Raw genomic sequence first — 17524 nt, forward strand, 5'->3', positions numbered from 1 at the left:
AACTTCTAACTTCTAACTTCTAACTTCTAACTTCTAACTTCTAACTTCTAACTTCTACATCCCAGTTTTGTCTGCCTTATTGTCACCCTTTGTCATTTGGCAGAATGTTTGTCAGTAATAATGCAAATAAATATTGAATTATGGAAAATCAGGATATAAACGAAGAAAGCATCAATAATCAGGAAGAAACGAATATTCAGAACGAAGCTGCAACCGAAGACAATGTGACAGCAAAACCATCTGCAGAGGAACTTTTGGCAGAAGAAAAAGACCGTTACATCAGATTGTACGCAGAATTCGAAAACTATAAAAAAAGAACATCTAAGGAAAAAATGGAATTTTTCCAGTATGCGAATCAGGATATGATGGTCTCTATGCTGGGGGTTCTGGATGATTTTGAAAGAGCTTTAAAGGAAATTGGTAAAAATGGTAATCCTTCAGATCTTCAGGGTGTTGAACTGATTTATAATAAATTCAAAAGCAAACTGACAGAAAAAGGTTTGAAAGCTATGGAAGTAAGTGCAGGAGACGCTTTTAATGTGGACTTCCATGAAGCAATCACCCAGATTCCTGCCCCGTCAGAAGACCTGAAAGGTAAGATTGTGGATGTCATTGAAACAGGATATACTTTGGGAGATAAAGTGATCCGTTTTGCAAAAGTAGTAACAGGTAATTAAAATTTATGAATGATAAATGATGAGTGATAATTGATGTATATTCATTTATTTACCCATTTTAAATATCTATTATCATTTATCAATAATCAATTATAGAATAGACATGTCAAAAAGAGATTATTACGAGGTTCTTGAGATCAGCAAATCTGCATCAGCCGACGAAATAAAAAAAGCATACCGTAAAATGGCCATCAAATATCACCCTGATAAAAATCCGGGCGATAAAGAAGCCGAAGAAAAATTTAAAGAAGCAGCAGAAGCATATGAAGTGTTGAGTGATGAACAGAAACGTGCAAGATACGATCAGTTCGGCCACGCAGGTGTAGGCGGAAATGGTGGTTTCGGCGGTGGTTTCGGCGGCGGCGGAATGAATATGGAAGATATCTTCAGCCAGTTCGGTGATATTTTCGGTGGCGGTTTCGGAGGATTCGGCGGTGGCGGTGGCGGCCGTCAGCAGGTAAAAGGTTCTAATCTAAGAATCCGTATCAAGCTGAACCTTGACGAAATGGTAAACGGAACACAGAAGACCATTAAAGTCAAAAAAATGAAGACAGCACCTGGTGCTACTTCAAAAACCTGTCCTACCTGTGGAGGTTCGGGAGTTCAGCTCAAGGTAATGAATACCATGTTTGGACAGATGCAGACTCAAACTACCTGCGGAACGTGCCAGGGAATCGGTAAAGTTGCCGACAAAATTCCGGCAGGAGCCAACGCACAAGGTCTTATAAAAGATGAAGAAGAAGTTACCATCAACATTCCGGCAGGAGCAAGAGACGGCATTCAGCTTAATGTAAGAGGAAAAGGTAATGATGCCCCTTTTGGTGGTATTCCGGGAGATCTTTTGGTTATCATAGAAGAAGAGGTAGATAAAACCATCAAAAGAGAAGGCGATAATCTTCATCAGGAATTGTATATCTCATTTGCTGAAGCAGCATTAGGAACGAAAAGAGAAGTCCCTACTGTCGGAGGAAAAGTAAAAATAACAGTAGACGCAGGAACGCAGTCCGGTAAAATACTCAGACTTGCAGGAAAAGGTCTTCCAAGTATCGACAGCTACGGAACCGGAGATATGTTCATCCATATCAATGTATGGACTCCTCAGAAACTTACCAAAGAACAGAAAGATTTCTTTGAAAAGCAGATGAGCAGCGGAGAAATGGTGGCTGAACCATCCGGAAAGGAAAAAACTTTTTTTGATAAGGTGAAAGACTTATTCAATTAAAATATTTAAAGAGGCTGAGGCCTCTTTTTTTATACGCTTATGGCGGCTTCTTCGAAGCCGCCATAAGCGTATAAATCATTTAAGTATAAAAATCACTATTTCTTTTTAACCAAAGAAACCAATCCTTTTCCTGCTGTGAAAATAGCTACGGCAATAAGTCCACCGGCTAATCCGAAAACAAGTTCTTTCAGGATTGACGGCCAGGCTGGGAATAAATGGTGGAAATACTCTATTCTGTGGGCAAAAATTCCCCCGGCAACCAGAATCAGGGCAACGGTTCCGATAACACCCAATGCTTTGATGACAATTGGTAAAGCTTTTACCAACAGGTGTCCCAGCTTACCGAAGAATCCTTTATCATTACTCTTCTTAATTAATTTAAATCCGGCATCATCCATTCTAACGATAAGTGCAACAATTCCATACACGCCTACGGTAGCAATAAAGGCCACAAGGCTCGTTACCAGAATCTGCGTGATAAAAGGATGACTTTCTTCAAGCACTGTTCCCAAAGCAATGATTACAATCTCAATAGATAGAATAAAATCGGTGGTAATGGCTGATTTTACTTTTGCCTTTTCTATCTCTTCAGGACTCTTCCCTTTTGTTTCCTCGATTTTCGCCTCTACTTCATGCCCTTTTTTATCGCGGTGAAAAAGATATTCAATAATTTTTTCCATCCCTTCAAATGAAAGATACAAGCCACCAAGAATCAGCACATAATTGATCGCCGGGGCATATACCCAGTTCAATAAAAATACAATAGGCAGGATAATCAGTTTATTAAGAAAAGAGCCTTTTGTAATGGCCCACAATACCGGAAGTTCTCGGGAAGAAAGAAATCCCGTTGCCTTTTCGGCATTTACAGCCAGATCATCTCCCAGAATTCCTGCTGTTTTTTGAGTTGCAACTTTACTCGTAACCGCTACATCATCCATCAGCGCTGCGATATCATCCAAAATAGCAAAAAAACCAGATGCCATAGATTTTAATATTTTTTTAATAATTGTTAAACAAAAATAATTATTTAATTTGACTTTATATATGATTACAAAAGGTTTTGAAAGGAATTAACATTTATTGAATGCTGAGATTTTTAATTTCAAATAAAAGATTTGGTGGCCAGTATAAAACTTTCACAAACCAGTCTTTTTTACATATCATTGAATCTTAAAGACTCAAATTCAAGGCAGAAAGGCTCAACGACGAGTATAAAGAATTGAAAATCAGTCTTTTTTACTCAATGTTGAATCTTAAAGACTCAAATTCCAGGTAAAAAGACTCAATGACAAGGATAAAACAGTGAAACCGGTTCCAAAAAAGATAATTGCTGGTATTTTGTCTGTTTTAAAATTTCCGTAAATTTAATTCATGAAAAAGCTGGTTTTAAAGTATCATTTTTTCGTTCTGGGACTAATCAGCTTTGTATTCAATTCCTGCAATACAAAATTCAGAGTCTGGCTGGGACCGAATAACGAACAGAAAATATATAATCTCAAATACGGTGAAGATAAAAAGCAGAAAATGGATGTATTTCTTCCGTCTGATTATCCTGAAGATTCGCCGGTTGTCATTATGGTTCATGGCGGAGCATGGAAATACGGAAGAAAAGAGCATATGATTCAGATTCAGAAAATGCTTTTCAGCCATAATATTCCGAGCATTAATATGAATTACCGACTGGTTTCCAAATCAAAAAAGATTACGTATCGTGAACAGCTGGAAGATATTGGTAACGTGATAAAAAAATTCAATGAACTGGCAGGGAAAGCAGAACTGCAACCTAACAATTATATTCTTCTGGGCGAAAGTGCCGGCGGACATCTTACCTTATTGTATGGATATCAACACCCGGAACAGATCAAAAAAATTATTGCTCTGAGCGCACCTACCGACTTTTACTCTCCGGAATATCTGAGCTCTTTCTATTCCAGATATTCTTCGCCTACGATTCAAAAAGTTGTGGGGAGAAAATTTCACAGAAAAAATATATCTGAAGAGTTCATAAAGGCAAGTCCGATCGCCAATATTTCCGATGTTCCGACTCTGATATTCCAGGGAAATCAGGATTTTCTGGTGAATAAGAAACAAGGGTTAGCTTTAGATTCAGCATTAACGGCACAAAATGTTCCGCATAAACTTGTTTTTATGAAGAATACGGGACATGCGGCAAGATTCTTTAATAAGAAAAAAAGGGACAGCATTATTTATCCGAATATTCTGGAATGGATTATTAATAGTGATGAGTGATAAGTGATAAATGATAAGTGATGAAATGCGATACGTAAAAAAGCCTGCTCTTTAAGGGCAGGCTGGTATTTTTTAAAATTGAATTTTATTCTTCGTCGTCGAATTTATGGTTTTCATATTTTGAGAAATCCTGTTTTTTTCCAAACAAAAACTTAAGAATTACCGGTACGGTTGTTATTAAAACGATAACGATAATAATCAGTTCGAGTTTTTTCTTCAGATCAACTCCGAATTGATCGATGAACAGTTTATCCAGATAATGCCCTGCAAAAATCAATAAGAAAGACCAAAGTACAGCTCCTATGATATTATCTCTTAAGAAATCTTTTTTATCCATTTTTACGATTCCGGCAACGATCGGCGCAAAAGTTCTTACTACCGGTAGGAATCTTGCCATGATGATGGCCAGCGCTCCATTCTTTTCAAAAAAATCGTGAGCCTGATAGAGGTATTTCTTTTTAAACAACCAGGTATCCGGTCTTTTGTAAAGAGTAGAACCAGCTCTTCTTCCGAAATAATATCCCACTTCATTTCCAATAATAGCTGCAATTGCTACAGCAGAGGCTAAAATAAACGTGTCGAAGAAATCACTTCCCGTAGATCCGAAAGTTTCTCTTATAATGTCGATCGAATAAATTCCCGAAACAAAAAGCAGTGAATCTCCCGGTAAAAAAAATCCTACAAAAAGACCTGTTTCAGCAAAAATAATAAACAAAATAAGCCAAAATCCTCCAAGCTTTATATAAAACTCAGGATTTAATAAATCTTTCCAATTATTGAAATCTTCCATACGTTTTGATAAGTAACAAAAATAGGATTAATAAACGTCATTCCGAAATTTATTATAAGATTTTAACGAAATTTAAACATGAATTCTACAAGTCCATATCATCATCTGAAACTGCGGTTCCATCGGCCATGAGAAACGCTTTGAGGAATGGCGTAAGATTTCCGTTCATCACAGAATCCACATCGGAAGTTTCGTATCCTGAACGTACATCTTTTACCAATTTGTAAGGATGCATCACGTAATTACGGATCTGACTTCCCCACTCGATTTTCATCTTATTGGCTTCGATTTCGTTACGGGCTTTCATTCTTTCTTCCAATTCCATTTCATATAATCTTGAACGAAGCAACTGCATGGCTTTCTCCTTATTCTGAAGCTGTGAGCGTGATTCTGAGTTTTCGATAATAATTCCTGTCGGAGCGTGACGAAGACGAACAGCTGTTTCCACTTTGTTTACGTTCTGTCCACCTGCTCCGGAAGACCTCATCGTTTCAAAGGAAATATCGGCAGGATTAATATTGATTTCTATCGTATCATCAACCAATGGATAAACATATACCGAAACGAAACTTGTATGTCTTTTGGCGTTGGAATCAAAAGGTGAAATCCTTACCAACCTATGTACGCCGTTTTCGCCGCGAAGATATCCGAACGCAAATTCGCCTTCAATTTCGAGTGTTACTGTTTTTACACCTGCTACATCACCCTCCTGAAAGTTCAGTTCGCGGATCTTATAGCCTTGTTTTTCTGCCCACATGGTGTACATTCTCATCAGCATGGAAGCCCAGTCGCAGCTTTCAGTTCCTCCGGCTCCGGCTGTAATCTGCAATACCGCAGAAAGTTCATCGCCTTCATTGGACAGCATATTTTTGAATTCCAGATCTTCGATTTTCTCTACCAATTGAGGAAAAGTTTCATCTAGCTCTTTTTCAGAATCAGGATCTTCTTTGGCAAAATCTACCAAAACCTGAAGATCTTCAAACTGAGTATGAATTTCTTCATAGGCCTCTACCCATTTTTTCTTGGAGCGGAGCTGTTTCAGAAATGCTTCCGCCTCTTTCGGATTATCCCAAAATTCCGGCGCTGCTGTTTTCTCATCATCATTGGCTATTTCTATCTTTTTTTTATCGATCTGAAGATATTTATGGAGATCATCAATTCTTGACTGAATTTCTTTTATCTGGTCGCTGTTTATCACGATTTTTTATTTTTGCAAAAGTACAGATTTTTTGAAGTATAGGATAATTTTAAACAAGTCATCCTTTACTTTTATCTTCCTCTTCATTATGAGAAAAACCGATTACTCTTCTCGGCTCTTCAACAGTCCTATAGAAGTCGAGTTCGGTTTTCAGCTGTTTTACCCTATTCTGGAACTGATCGAAATTATTAATAATAACATCACTCAAAAATCTGGCAATCTGATCCAAGTATTCTGCCGTCAGCTTTCCTGCCGCATCCTTCAAAGCACCTCTCAAAAGATTTTGGTCGATCTTAAGATTTTCGTCTCTTGTTTTCTGGTAAAGATTTTTGATTCTTTTTTTAAGACTTTGGGTAAAGTCAATCAACATGGTATTGCTGAACACTTTCATTTGGGCAGAAATCTCGTGCCAGAAAGGGATTTTATCGGCTTTGTTATTTTTTAAAATTTTAAATAAAAGAGAATCTTTTTCGAGATTTCTTGTCATCATATACAAAATGATTTCTGATCTTTCTGCAAGGTTGGGCGGGAAAATGGGAATCATCACATCAAATCTTCCGGGAGCAAGAATTTCTTCATCTATTTCTGATACGGAATTCGCAGAACCCACCATTAAAAGCTCTTCCTGCTCAAATTTTGAAATGTAATGAAGTATAATTTCCTGTGTTTCAAGATTACATGAAGCGACGTTATTTTCTGCTTTTCTTGCCATCATGATATCATCAAAATCTTCAATGAAAAGCAATACCTTATCTTCTTTCATCATGGTTACCAGAAAATCATTGAAGTTGGTTTTACTACCGTTCACAAATGAAGTTCCGAAATAATGTTTCTTTACTTCTTTAAACTGGTAACCGATAATTTCAGCAATCTTCGTAGCCCAGAAGATTTTCCCACTTCCGGGAGGACCATATAAAATAATTCCGGCAGGTTTGTTGATTCCCCAATCTTTTACCTGTTGCGGATTCAGGAAAGGTTCCAGAACACTTGAAATATGAAAAAACAGATCTCTGTATCCTATAAAGTCTCTTTTCTGAAGGCTTGTTTTGCTTCCGAAATAATCATACACAAATTGATAATTTCCTCCCAGTCTGTTGTCTATTCCGTAACTTGATATTGAAGATTTAAACAAACCGTTATCAAAAATATTATGATCTGATTCTTTAATTGCTTTTTCAACCTTTTCTCTGGGCTGATTGATCTTTTCAGCAATCTGCTCCAAGGTTTTTGTTTTGTCAAGATCTTTTTCATAAAGCCTTAAAAATTCAATATTTTCCCGAACAAATTTTTCAAAGTCTTTTTTTATTTCAAAATTGGTACTGATACAATCTACAAGATCCAGATCAAAATGCTGAATGAATTGTTTTAATGCCTCCGCAGAAATATCAAGCTCTCTTGCCAAATCAACTAATTTCATAACTATCCATTAATACGATCAAAAATAACGTATTTGAAATTAAATATGAATTAATTTAACATAAAAACTGTAACAATTTACGATTAACATAGACTACTACTATGTAAAACAAATTACATGGAAAAAATTTTATCAGTAAAGAATCTTACTAAAAAATTCAAAAGAATTGTGGTGAACAATATTTCTTTTGATGTCGAAAAAGGGAATGTGTATGGTTTGCTGGGACCCAACGGAAGCGGAAAGTCTACTACTTTTGGAATGCTTCTTTCCACCATTAATCCTACAAGTGGCGACTGGTACTGGTTTGGGAAGAAAGGAACTGATCCGGATACGCTAAAAAAAATAGGTGCTATTATTGAGCAGCCTAATTTTTATCCTTATCTGAGCGCAGAGACGAATCTGAAAATCGTGGCAGAGATCAAAGGAACTCCTTACCGGAGAATTGATGAAGTCCTTCAGACTGTGGGCCTTCTGGAAAGAAAAAAAGACGCATTCAAAACCTATTCTTTAGGGATGAAACAGCGACTGGCCATTGCGTCTGCCATGCTGAATAATCCTGAAGTATTAATCTTAGATGAGCCAACAAACGGACTTGATCCTGAAGGAATTATCCAGATCCGTGAGATCATCAGCAATATTGCTAAAAAGGGAATCACCATCATTATTGCCAGCCATCTTTTAGACGAGATCGAAAAGATATGCAGCCATGTTATCGTTCTTAAAGAAGGAAATTCCATTTACTGCGGAAGGGTGGATGAAATGACCGCCAACAATGGTTATTTTGAATTGAAAGCAGACAACAATACATTGCTTTTGAATGCTTTGAATGAACTTCAATGGTTTACAGCGGTTAATCAGGACGGCGATATGCTGAAGGCGCAAATCCGTGATGATGCTTCGATTTCAGCATCAGCTCTGAACCAGAAACTTGCTGAACAGGGGATTTACCTATCGCATTTATCGAAGAAAAAGCTTTCCCTCGAATCTCAATTCCTTGAACTTGTAAAAAACACGAATTAATCATGATAAAATTATTAAAACTGGAATACTACAAAAACCTGAACTACAAACCGTTCAAGGTTTTCACGATACTTTATTTCGCCATTCTTATTGCTTTGCTTTTCATTGGACTGGTAGACTTTGATGTTTTTGGAGGGACTGTTAACTTAAAAGAACAGGGGATTTATAATTTCCCGGAAATCTGGAACTTCACCACCTGGATTGTTGCCTTATTGAAAATCTTCCTGGGACTGATTATTGTTTTCTCTATTTCGCAGGAGTTCAGCAACAGAATGTTCAAACAGAATACGATTGATGGACTGAGCAGAAAGGAATTCATCACTTCAAAATTACTGACAATAAGTATTTTCACCATTGTCTCAACAGTCATTGTATTGGGAATTACTTTATTTCTGGGATATCAATATTCGAATACAACAGAATCTGCAAAGGTTTTTGCTGAAATTTTCTTCATCGGAAATTACTTTGTCAAGCTATTCACTTTCTTCTGCTTCTTAATGTTCCTGTCCATTTTGCTGAGAAAATCAATTTTTGTATTTCTTGCTCTTTTTGTATTCTGGATCGGTGAAGGGATTTTAACAGCTGTTGAAGTTTTCACAAAAGTAAAAGGATTACAGGGTCCTGCAAGAAATGAGATTCTTCAGAATGACTTTTTTATCACGCATCTGTTGCCATTGGAAAGTATGTCCAGCCTGATTCCTAACCCGATGATGAGATTAAATATGGCCAAAATGATGGGTGTAAAATATGAATTCCACTACCCTACGGAAAGCCTTATCGCCTGTCTGGTATGGTGTGCTGTTTTTATATTCGGATCGTACTGGATTCTGAGAAAAAGAGATTGGTAGTTTTCAGTGTTGAAGATTAAAAGATTTAATTATTAAAATATTTAAACATTTTTTAAGTGGTTCGTTTTCGGATCACTTTTTTTTGGCTTAAAATTTTCATTCAATCCTTTTAAAAAACTAGCCATGAAAAGAATATACTACTTTCCGGGATTGATCAGTGCTATACTGATACCTGTTTTGTTCTGGTATTATGGAAGCAAGAGGGTTCAGCCACCGTATACTGTAATTGAACTGGGAATCCCAGCAAAAATAAGACCTAACATTCCACTAGATAATACTTTTGAACCCTATAGAAACTGGAATTACAAAAAAATCACAGTTAAGCCCAACACAGCACTTCAAAACCAAAATTTTTATGTTTCTGAACTGAAAAAACTGCAGAAAAGAAATGAGAAAGAGTCTGGTATTGAGTTTATTTTAGATCAGGATAATACATATGGAGATTTTGTCTCTATTTTGAATGATCTGGCGATCGCTAAACAAGAACAGTATGCAGTTGATCTGGAGAAAACAGGACACATTTTTGCTGTTTACAACTATATTGATCCTAAAATGCAAATTCCTGAATATGAATGTTTGCTTTGTAACGATACTATAGATGGGGGACCTGGGGAAACTGCAGATATTTTTGAATCTACCCGCTTTGGAAGGATCTTTAACCTGTTTACAACCGCTTCCAAAGAAACTTCCTACATTATTTTTGGATTCCTTATATTTTTGAATATCTCCATGTTCAGCATCAAAGAAAGATTTCAACTACATCATTAAATCCAAATAAAAAAGGCTGCCATCCGGCAGCCTTCCTTTCACATTACTTTTTATCTAACAACGGAAGATATTTTCCGTATCCTTTGCTTTCCATTTCTGCTTTTGGAATAAATTTCAGAGAAGCACTGTTGATACAGTAACGAAGTCCTCCTTTATCTTGCGGGCCATCTGTAAAAACGTGACCTAAATGGGCATCACCGGTTTTACTTCTTACCTCTACTCTTGTCATCCCGTGGGAACGGTCCATTTTTTCTTCAATCAGGCTTTTTGTAATCGGTTTTGAAAAGCTTGGCCATCCACATCCGGATTCAAATTTATCTGTAGAAACAAACAACGGTTCTCCTGTGGTGATATCTACATAAATTCCTTCACGGGTTTCATTCCAGTATTCGTTCTGGAAAGGTCTTTCCGTACCGTTTTCCTGAGTGACATTATATTGTTCAGCGGTCAGTTTTTCTTTTAAAACTTTTTTATCCTGTTTTTGATAGGCCGGTTTTGGAAGCGGATTGGCTTTTTTTGCCATTTCAAAAAGTCCCGGTTCAATGTGGCAATATCCGCCAGGGTTTTTATCCAGATAATCCTGATGATAGTCTTCTGCTTTATAAAAGTTTTTCAACGGAATAGTCTCTACCAGTATCGGCTTGCTGTAATTTTTTGCCAGCTTCTGAACTTCATCTTTTACTACCGCTTCATCGGATTTGTTGGTAAAATAAATCCCGGTTCTGTATTGGTTTCCTCTGTCATTTCCCTGCTGATCTTTACTGGTAGGATCAATTGTTTTAAAATACAGATCAATTAACAGTTTCAGATCTACCTGTTCCGGATCATACTTTACTTTTACTGTTTCTGCAAAACCTGTTGTATGGCTCACCACCTCTTCATAGGTAGGATTTTGAGTATTCCCGTTGGCGTATCCTACTTCTGTTCCTACAACACCACGAATCTGTTGAAAAAAATGTTCTGTTCCCCAGAAACATCCACCTGCAAAATAAATCTCTCTAACGTTTTTACTATCCATAATTTTCTCATTTTCTTTTTTTACTTCCACTATGCCGGGCTTCGTTTTTTTAAACAGTCCCGATCCTGCAGCAAATACTGCGATACCCAGAATGATTCCGAGTACGATTAATATATTTTTCATATTGAGCTTTTTATTCATTACTTATTATTTTGAACGATCATTAATCCAAATCCTAAAAGCATAAGGTCTTTTACAATAAAGAAATCCGTCACAGGCACTCCATCCACTATTTTCCACATTCCCGGAGTAGTAAACAGGTAGCTTAATGTTGTCAGGAAAATGATGATCATTCCTGTTCCCGCATACTTCTTCAGTACAGCAAATTTCGCACTAAATATCAGGAGTAATGCAATGATAATTTCTATCACTCCGATAAGATCAGACACTGCCTGGACGCTCATAATCTTATATACGAAAAAAGTTAAGAAATGGTTTTCCACCAAAGGTTTTATTGCGGCGGCTTCTGTAGGGGTAAATTTGAAGATACCGATCCACAGCAAAATAAGAGCTGCTCCGAAGAGTGAGAGGTAATACCCTGTCCGGGCTAACTGATTTTTAGATTTTTGTACTGTTCCGACCATGTTTTAAGATTTTAATTAATACTTTATCGTTTTCAAAAGTATAGTCGGAGCCTTTTTAAAATCCTGACAGAATTTTTATTCAGAAATTTAACTTATCGATCATTTTATTTTTAAAGTCCTGAATTTCAGAATCATTTATTTCTGTTTTCTGTTCAGTAAATGTTCTGGCGAGAATCTTATCCAGAACTTTCAGCTTCTGTTTGTACATCCTGCACCATTTACAGATCATCAGATGCATGGTAAGCTTTCTTTTTTCTTTGGCAGAAATGGTATCGGCATTACGTTTTTCCATGAGCAGTGTTGCTTCACTGCATGGTAAAAACAGGATATGTAGTATTTTTCTTATCATTTTATTTACGATCTTGAAAACCAGTTCAGTTCCAGGCATTCTCTGAGCTGTACCCGGCTTCGTTGAAGGATCTTCCAAAGGTTAGTCGTGGAAACATTCAATTCCTGACTTACTTCCGGAGCTTTTTTTTCTTCAATATAATACATTTTCAGCAGGATCTTCCATCTGGAGGGCAATTCCTCAATACATTCCTCCAATGTTTTATTAAAATCCTGGTTATCTAAAAGTTCGCTGCCTTCACCCGATACATTCCAGTCATTTAAAACATTATTATCTTTCCATGAACCGGTTTCATCAAAAAAATGATCAAGCTTGATATCAGGTTCCGATTTATATTTTTTCCGGTAAAAATCAGCAATTTTTCTGTTGAGAATAGCCATCATCCAGGTCAGAGGCTGACTCTTTCCTTCAAAAGAATCATATCCTGAATAAGCAGCCAGAAAAACTTCCTGAACCACATCCTGAGCATCCTCTTTATTGGATAGCAGATATAGTGCTTTTTTCAGAAGCGGCCCCGAATATTGCTCTATCCAGTTTTTCAACTCTTCATCTTTTGTCATGAGAAGGATTTTTTGTCTTATTTCAGATCACGACGAAGGTAATAAGTTAAACGGATATTGCAAAATCAGACAGATTATTATTGTTTTACATTCATTACAAAACTGCCATTACAAACCTTACAGGTTTTAAAAACCTGTAAGGTTTACTACCCATCATTGCCCAAAGTCTTTATCATTCAAAACATAGCATAAAATTATTACAAATCGCTTAAAAATAGTAAATTTGCATCTTATCAAAATTTGATACTAAAAAAGCAAAAGCAATACTATGACATCACAAGAGATACGTCAAAAATTTTTAGATTATTTTAAAAGTAAGGAGCACTTAATCGTTCCTTCAGCTCCTATTGTGCTGAAAGACGACCCTACCCTTATGTTTTCCAACTCCGGAATGACACAGTTCAAGGATTTTTTCCTTGGCTACAAAACCCCTACCGCACCTAGAATTGCCGATACACAAAAGTGTCTTAGAGTTTCAGGAAAGCACAATGACCTGGATGATGTAGGTAGAGATACTTACCACCACACCATGTTTGAAATGTTGGGAAACTGGTCTTTCGGGGATTACTTCAAAAAAGAGGCTATTGCTTTTGCCTGGGAACTACTTACTGAAGTATACGGAATTCCAAAAGAAAATTTATACGTTACCATTTTTGAAGGTGATGCTTCAGAAAATCTCGACAGAGACCAGGACGCTTATGATTTCTGGAAGTCTCATATTTCAGAGGACAGAATCATCAACGGAAATAAAAAAGATAACTTCTGGGAAATGGGTGAAAGCGGACCGTGCGGACCGTGCTCAGAAATCCATATTGACCTGAGAACTCCTGAAGAAAAAGCAGCTGTTCCGGGAATTTCCCTTGTGAATCAGGATCATCCTCAGGTTGTGGAAGTATGGAACCTGGTTTTCATGGAATTCAACAGAAAGGCAGATAAATCTTTAGAAAAGCTTCCTGCTCAGCACGTAGATACGGGAATGGGCTTTGAGCGTCTTTGTATGGCGCTTCAGGGAAAATCTTCCAACTATGATACTGATGTTTTCACTCCGCTTATTTCTAAAGTTGAGGAACTTTCAGGTAAAAAATACACCGGAATCTTAGAAGATGAAAAAGATATCGCCATCCGTGTTGTGGTAGACCACATCAGAGCGGTTTCTTTTGCTATTGCTGACGGACAGCTGCCATCAAACGGAGGTACCGGTTATGTAATCAGAAGAATTTTAAGAAGAGGAATTTCTTATTCTTACCGATTCCTGGATATGAAAGAGCCTTTCCTTTACAAACTGGTTGCTGTTCTGCAGGAACAGATGGGACCATTCTTCCCTGAAATCGAAAAGCAGGGTAAACTGGTTGCTGAAGTGATCAAAAGTGAAGAAGATTCATTCTTAAAAACAATTGAAAATGGTCTGATCAGAGTTGAAAAGCTGATCCAGCAGACAATTGCCAATAATCAGAAAGTATTACCAAGCGAAGAAGTATTTGAGCTGTATGATACTTATGGTTTCCCTGATGACTTAACAAGAATTATTGCTGAGGAAAAAGGATTAACGATTGATGAGGAAGGTTTCAAAGCTGAGATGGAAAAGCAAAAACTTCGTTCCAAGGCAGATTCTGCCCAGAAGGTTTATGACTGGGTTGTTTTAGAAGAAAAACCTGAATCATTCGTTGGATATGACCAGATTGAATCTGAAACGTATATTACAAGATACAGAAAGGTAGAAAATAAAGACGGAGAATTTTACCAGGTGGTATTAAGCAGCTCTCCATTCTACCCTGAAGGCGGTGGACAGGTTGGAGACAAAGGTGTTCTTGAAAACGCTGCTGAAAGCTTCGAAGTACTGGAAACTAAAAAGGAAAATGGTCTTATCATTTCTTTAATCAATGGTCTTCCAAAAGATGCAGGCGCTTTATTCTATGCTAAAGTTAATGCAACAGACAGAAAGAACTCTCAGGCCAACCACTCTGTGACCCACCTTCTGCATGAAGCTTTAAGAGATGTTTTAGGAACCCACGTGGAGCAGAAAGGTTCTTATGTAGGTCCTGATTATCTGCGTTTCGACTTCTCTCATTTCAACAAAATGACTGAAGAAGAAATCGCTTTAATTGAAGAAAAAGTAAACCACAAGATCAAGGAAAGCATTGCTTTACAGGAATTCAGAAATATTCCGATTCAGGAAGCACTGGACAAAGGGGCAATGGCTTTATTTGGCGAAAAATATGGTGACAATGTGAGAATGATCCAGTTTGGAAGCTCAAAAGAGCTTTGCGGGGGAACTCACGTAAAAAACACCAGCGAAATCGGTCATTTCAAGATCACTTCTGAAGGTTCTGCGGCTGCAGGAATCAGAAGGATTGAAGCCATTTCAGGAGATAAATCTGAAGAATACTTCAAAAACCTTGAAAAGCAGATCACTGAACTTTCCCAGTTATTAAAGTCTAAAGATGTGGTAAGATCTATCGAAAAACTGATCGAAGAAAATACTTTACTGAAGGCTGAGGTAGATGCTCTTAAAAAAGAAAAAGCAAAAGGAGAAATCGGAGAATGGAAGAATGCTTATGAACAGAAAGGTAATAAGCAGTTATTAGTGAAAAAGACTTCTTTAGACGCTGGTTCTGTTAAAGATATTGTATTCCAGCTCAAAAGAGAAATCCCGTTTTCAGTAACGATCATTCTTTCTGATGCAGACGGAAAACCAATGATTACTGTTGGGGTTTCTGATGATCTTGCTACAGATTACCAGGCTGGCGCTATCGTAAAGGATCTTGCAAAAGAAATCCAGGGCGGCGGCGGCGGTAACCCGGGCTTTGCTACGGCTGGTGGTAAAAACCTTGAAGGTTTAGAAAACGCTTACCAAAAAGCTTTGAATATTTAAGAATAGAATACCTATTATAAATTTTAGAACAGGCTGTTTCATTTTGAGACAGCCTGTTTCGTTTTAATTATTATCTTTTATTTAACGCTAAGATCGCAAGAAATTCTCATGCTATCATAAATATTTCCGTTCGCAAAGACGTTACACCCAGCTATGAAATGATTGTATTTTTTTGCTAAATGGAATGCCTTTGCGAATGAGAAAAGCAGGAAATAAAAACTTTGCGTACACTGCGTTATAATATATTATTCTTATTACGAACATTTTCATCAAAAGTCTCCCTATTTATATCCGTTCTAATTATTGACCTTATCTTAACAAACCATTACTTAATATTAAACTATTTGTTTTATCTTTTTAAAACTCAGTTAACACAGGACCTTTAGTTTTGCCATAATCGAAATTCAAAAAATGTAATTATGAAAATTAACAAAACTATCGGAGCTTTATTCCTTGCAGCTATTGTTTTTCAAAGCTGTAATGATGATAATAACGGGGATTCTAATACCCCTCCCAATGATAAAATCAAACTTGAAAACTTTTCTAAAGAACCTGCTTTCGTTTATGGAATGCAAGGTTTTGAAAATTTAAATATTACCACTCTTATTTCCAGTTCTGATGTTCTTCCAGGTTCTCCTGATTTCGTTTTCGGAGGTCAGCCGGACGGAATGGGAATTATGAAAGACCCTAACTCTGACGGTTATCTGATGATCACTAATCATGAAATCAAGCAATCCGTATCAAGAGTATACTTAGACAAGACTTTTAAGCCTGTAAAAGGAGAATATATCTTAAACGGAACCGGAGGAATGACAAGATTGTGTTCTGCAACACTGGCAACTCCGGAAATTCATGGTTTCAGCGCATTCCTTACTGCAGGAGAATCAGGTGAGGAAAGTATGGTTCATGCTTTAAACCCATTGGCACCGGTATCTCAGGCGGCTGATAAAACAAGAGTAAAGCCAGCTTTGGGAAAAGCTTCCATGGAAAATGCAGTTCCGCTTCCTAAAGATGTTTCTAACGGAAAAACTTATATTATTATTGGTGAAGACCAGTCTTATTCTTCTTCCCATCAGTCCGCAGGACAGCTGATCATGTATGTAGCCGATACCCAGGGAGATCTGGATAACGGTAAGCTGTATTCTTTAAGGAGAACAAACAGCAACTATACAGAAACGGATATGACGAAAGGAAACAGCTACGATGTAGAGTTTGTTGAAATTCCTAACGCCAAAAATCTTACAGGTGCACAGATCAATCAGAAAAATATTGATAATAACGCGATCCGTTTTTCAAGAGTGGAAGATGTAGACTACAGAAAAGGAGCTGGAAAAGGAAGAGAAATTTATTTTACCGCTACCGGAGAATCTTCTGATGGCATCAATCCAAAAGCAGGATTAACCATGTGGGGAAGAGTATATAAGCTTGTTCTGAACTCCAATAATATGCTTACAGGAAAATTAGAAGTAGTTGCTGAAGGAGACTCTAATCCTGGAAATAACCTTATCAATCCTGACAACTTATGTGTTACTGAAAACTTTGTTTACATTCAGGAAGACGGAGATTCTTACTACAAAAATGCCAACCACGATTCATACATCTGGCAGCTGAATATTGCCACCAAACAATATAAGCCATGGCTGAGTATGAAGCACAACAGAAATGACTCTGCATGGCAGACTGCTTACAACCAGTCCGGAGATCTACAGAAATTCGGTTCATGGGAATTCGGGGCGATGGTTGATATTTCAGACATCATCGGAGTTCCGAATACATTCTCTGTGAATATTCACTCTCATACGTGGCAGCTTGATAAATTCAAAAATCCTGACGGTTCCGGAATCAATGCCAATAAAGAAGGCGGACAGATTGTAATCATCAGAAACGTAGAAAAATAGTTTCAAATTCTTCATATCAAATTCAATTAAAGTATCAATAGAAATCTCTGTTG

At 37.2% G+C, this 17524-nt stretch carries 16 protein-coding genes; 8 read left to right on the top strand and 8 right to left on the bottom strand.

The genetic code is table 11. The annotated features are described in order from the left end of the window. Nucleotides 1–140: 140 nt before the first annotated feature. A complete protein-coding gene (locus ACE3RB_RS14190; RefSeq protein ID WP_374460194.1) occupies nt 141–677 on the top strand; it encodes a nucleotide exchange factor GrpE in 537 nt (178 codons plus the stop codon). Nucleotides 678–780: 103 nt separating this feature from the next. After that, entirely contained in the window at nt 781–1899 is a 1119-nt protein-coding gene (gene dnaJ, locus ACE3RB_RS14195) for a molecular chaperone DnaJ (protein ID WP_089858774.1), read from the top strand. A gap of 95 nt (nt 1900–1994) precedes the next feature. On the opposite strand, the gene ACE3RB_RS14200 is transcribed toward dnaJ, so the two are convergent. Further along, nucleotides 1995–2882 carry a DUF808 domain-containing protein gene (locus ACE3RB_RS14200; RefSeq protein WP_374460193.1) on the bottom strand — a complete coding sequence of 296 codons (888 nt, stop codon included), beginning with the start codon at nt 2880–2882 and terminating at the stop codon, nt 1995–1997. Nucleotides 2883–3270: 388 nt separating this feature from the next. Between ACE3RB_RS14200 and ACE3RB_RS14205 the strand changes: the two genes are divergently transcribed. Next, nucleotides 3271–4149: an alpha/beta hydrolase gene (locus ACE3RB_RS14205; RefSeq protein WP_374460192.1), complete on the top strand. Its 879-nt coding sequence runs from the start codon at nt 3271–3273 to the stop codon at nt 4147–4149. Nucleotides 4150–4234: 85 nt separating this feature from the next. Here the strand turns inward: ACE3RB_RS14205 and ACE3RB_RS14210 are convergent, their stop codons facing one another. From ACE3RB_RS14210 to ACE3RB_RS14220, 3 genes are all read right to left on the bottom strand, one after another. Continuing rightward, a complete protein-coding gene (locus ACE3RB_RS14210; RefSeq protein ID WP_374460191.1) occupies nt 4235–4939 on the bottom strand; it encodes a DedA family protein in 705 nt (234 codons plus the stop codon). An 85-nt stretch (nt 4940–5024) separates the two neighbouring features. Next, nucleotides 5025–6137, bottom strand: a complete 1113-nt coding sequence (gene prfB / locus ACE3RB_RS14215; RefSeq protein WP_089858795.1) for a peptide chain release factor 2 — start codon at nt 6135–6137, stop codon at nt 5025–5027. 58 nt (nt 6138–6195) lie between these two features. Then, on the bottom strand, nt 6196–7554 hold the full coding sequence (locus ACE3RB_RS14220; RefSeq protein ID WP_374460189.1) for an ATP-binding protein: 1359 nt from the start codon (nt 7552–7554) through the stop codon (nt 6196–6198). Nucleotides 7555–7671: 117 nt separating this feature from the next. Between ACE3RB_RS14220 and ACE3RB_RS14225 the strand changes: the two genes are divergently transcribed. The 3 genes from ACE3RB_RS14225 to ACE3RB_RS14235 all read left to right on the top strand — a co-directional run bounded on the left by ACE3RB_RS14225 (nt 7672) and on the right by ACE3RB_RS14235 (nt 10190). Further along, nucleotides 7672–8574, top strand: coding sequence for an ABC transporter ATP-binding protein (locus ACE3RB_RS14225; protein ID WP_089858804.1), 903 nt, complete (start codon nt 7672–7674; stop codon nt 8572–8574). Between the two features lie 2 nt (nt 8575–8576). Further along, on the top strand, nt 8577–9422 hold the full coding sequence (locus tag ACE3RB_RS14230; RefSeq protein WP_374464806.1) for an ABC transporter permease: 846 nt from the start codon (nt 8577–8579) through the stop codon (nt 9420–9422). Between the two features lie 123 nt (nt 9423–9545). Next, a complete protein-coding gene (locus tag ACE3RB_RS14235; protein ID WP_374464807.1) occupies nt 9546–10190 on the top strand; it encodes a hypothetical protein in 645 nt (214 codons plus the stop codon). Nucleotides 10191–10233: 43 nt separating this feature from the next. On the opposite strand, the gene msrB is transcribed toward ACE3RB_RS14235, so the two are convergent. The 4 genes from msrB to ACE3RB_RS14255 all read right to left on the bottom strand — a co-directional run bounded on the left by msrB (nt 10234) and on the right by ACE3RB_RS14255 (nt 12701). Continuing rightward, nucleotides 10234–11331 (bottom strand): peptide-methionine (R)-S-oxide reductase MsrB, encoded by a 1098-nt coding sequence (gene msrB / locus ACE3RB_RS14240; protein ID WP_374464808.1) that lies wholly within the window; start codon nt 11329–11331, stop codon nt 10234–10236. A 17-nt stretch (nt 11332–11348) separates the two neighbouring features. Then, nucleotides 11349–11792 (bottom strand): DUF417 family protein, encoded by a 444-nt coding sequence (locus ACE3RB_RS14245; RefSeq protein WP_374464809.1) that lies wholly within the window; start codon nt 11790–11792, stop codon nt 11349–11351. Nucleotides 11793–11871: 79 nt separating this feature from the next. Further along, nucleotides 11872–12141 carry a hypothetical protein gene (locus ACE3RB_RS14250; protein ID WP_374464810.1) on the bottom strand — a complete coding sequence of 90 codons (270 nt, stop codon included), beginning with the start codon at nt 12139–12141 and terminating at the stop codon, nt 11872–11874. Between the two features lie 5 nt (nt 12142–12146). Further along, nucleotides 12147–12701, bottom strand: coding sequence for a sigma-70 family RNA polymerase sigma factor (locus ACE3RB_RS14255; protein WP_374464811.1), 555 nt, complete (start codon nt 12699–12701; stop codon nt 12147–12149). Between the two features lie 268 nt (nt 12702–12969). On the opposite strand from ACE3RB_RS14255, the gene alaS reads away from it, so the two are divergent. Beyond that, entirely contained in the window at nt 12970–15573 is a 2604-nt protein-coding gene (gene alaS, locus ACE3RB_RS14260; RefSeq protein ID WP_374464812.1) for an alanine--tRNA ligase, read from the top strand. Nucleotides 15574–15992: 419 nt separating this feature from the next. After that, nucleotides 15993–17471, top strand: coding sequence for a hypothetical protein (locus tag ACE3RB_RS14265; protein WP_374464813.1), 1479 nt, complete (start codon nt 15993–15995; stop codon nt 17469–17471). Nucleotides 17472–17524 lie beyond the last annotated feature (53 nt).

The organism is Chryseobacterium sp., assembly GCF_041914225.1.
In the GTDB taxonomy this organism is placed as follows: Bacteria; Bacteroidota; Bacteroidia; order Flavobacteriales; family Weeksellaceae; genus Chryseobacterium.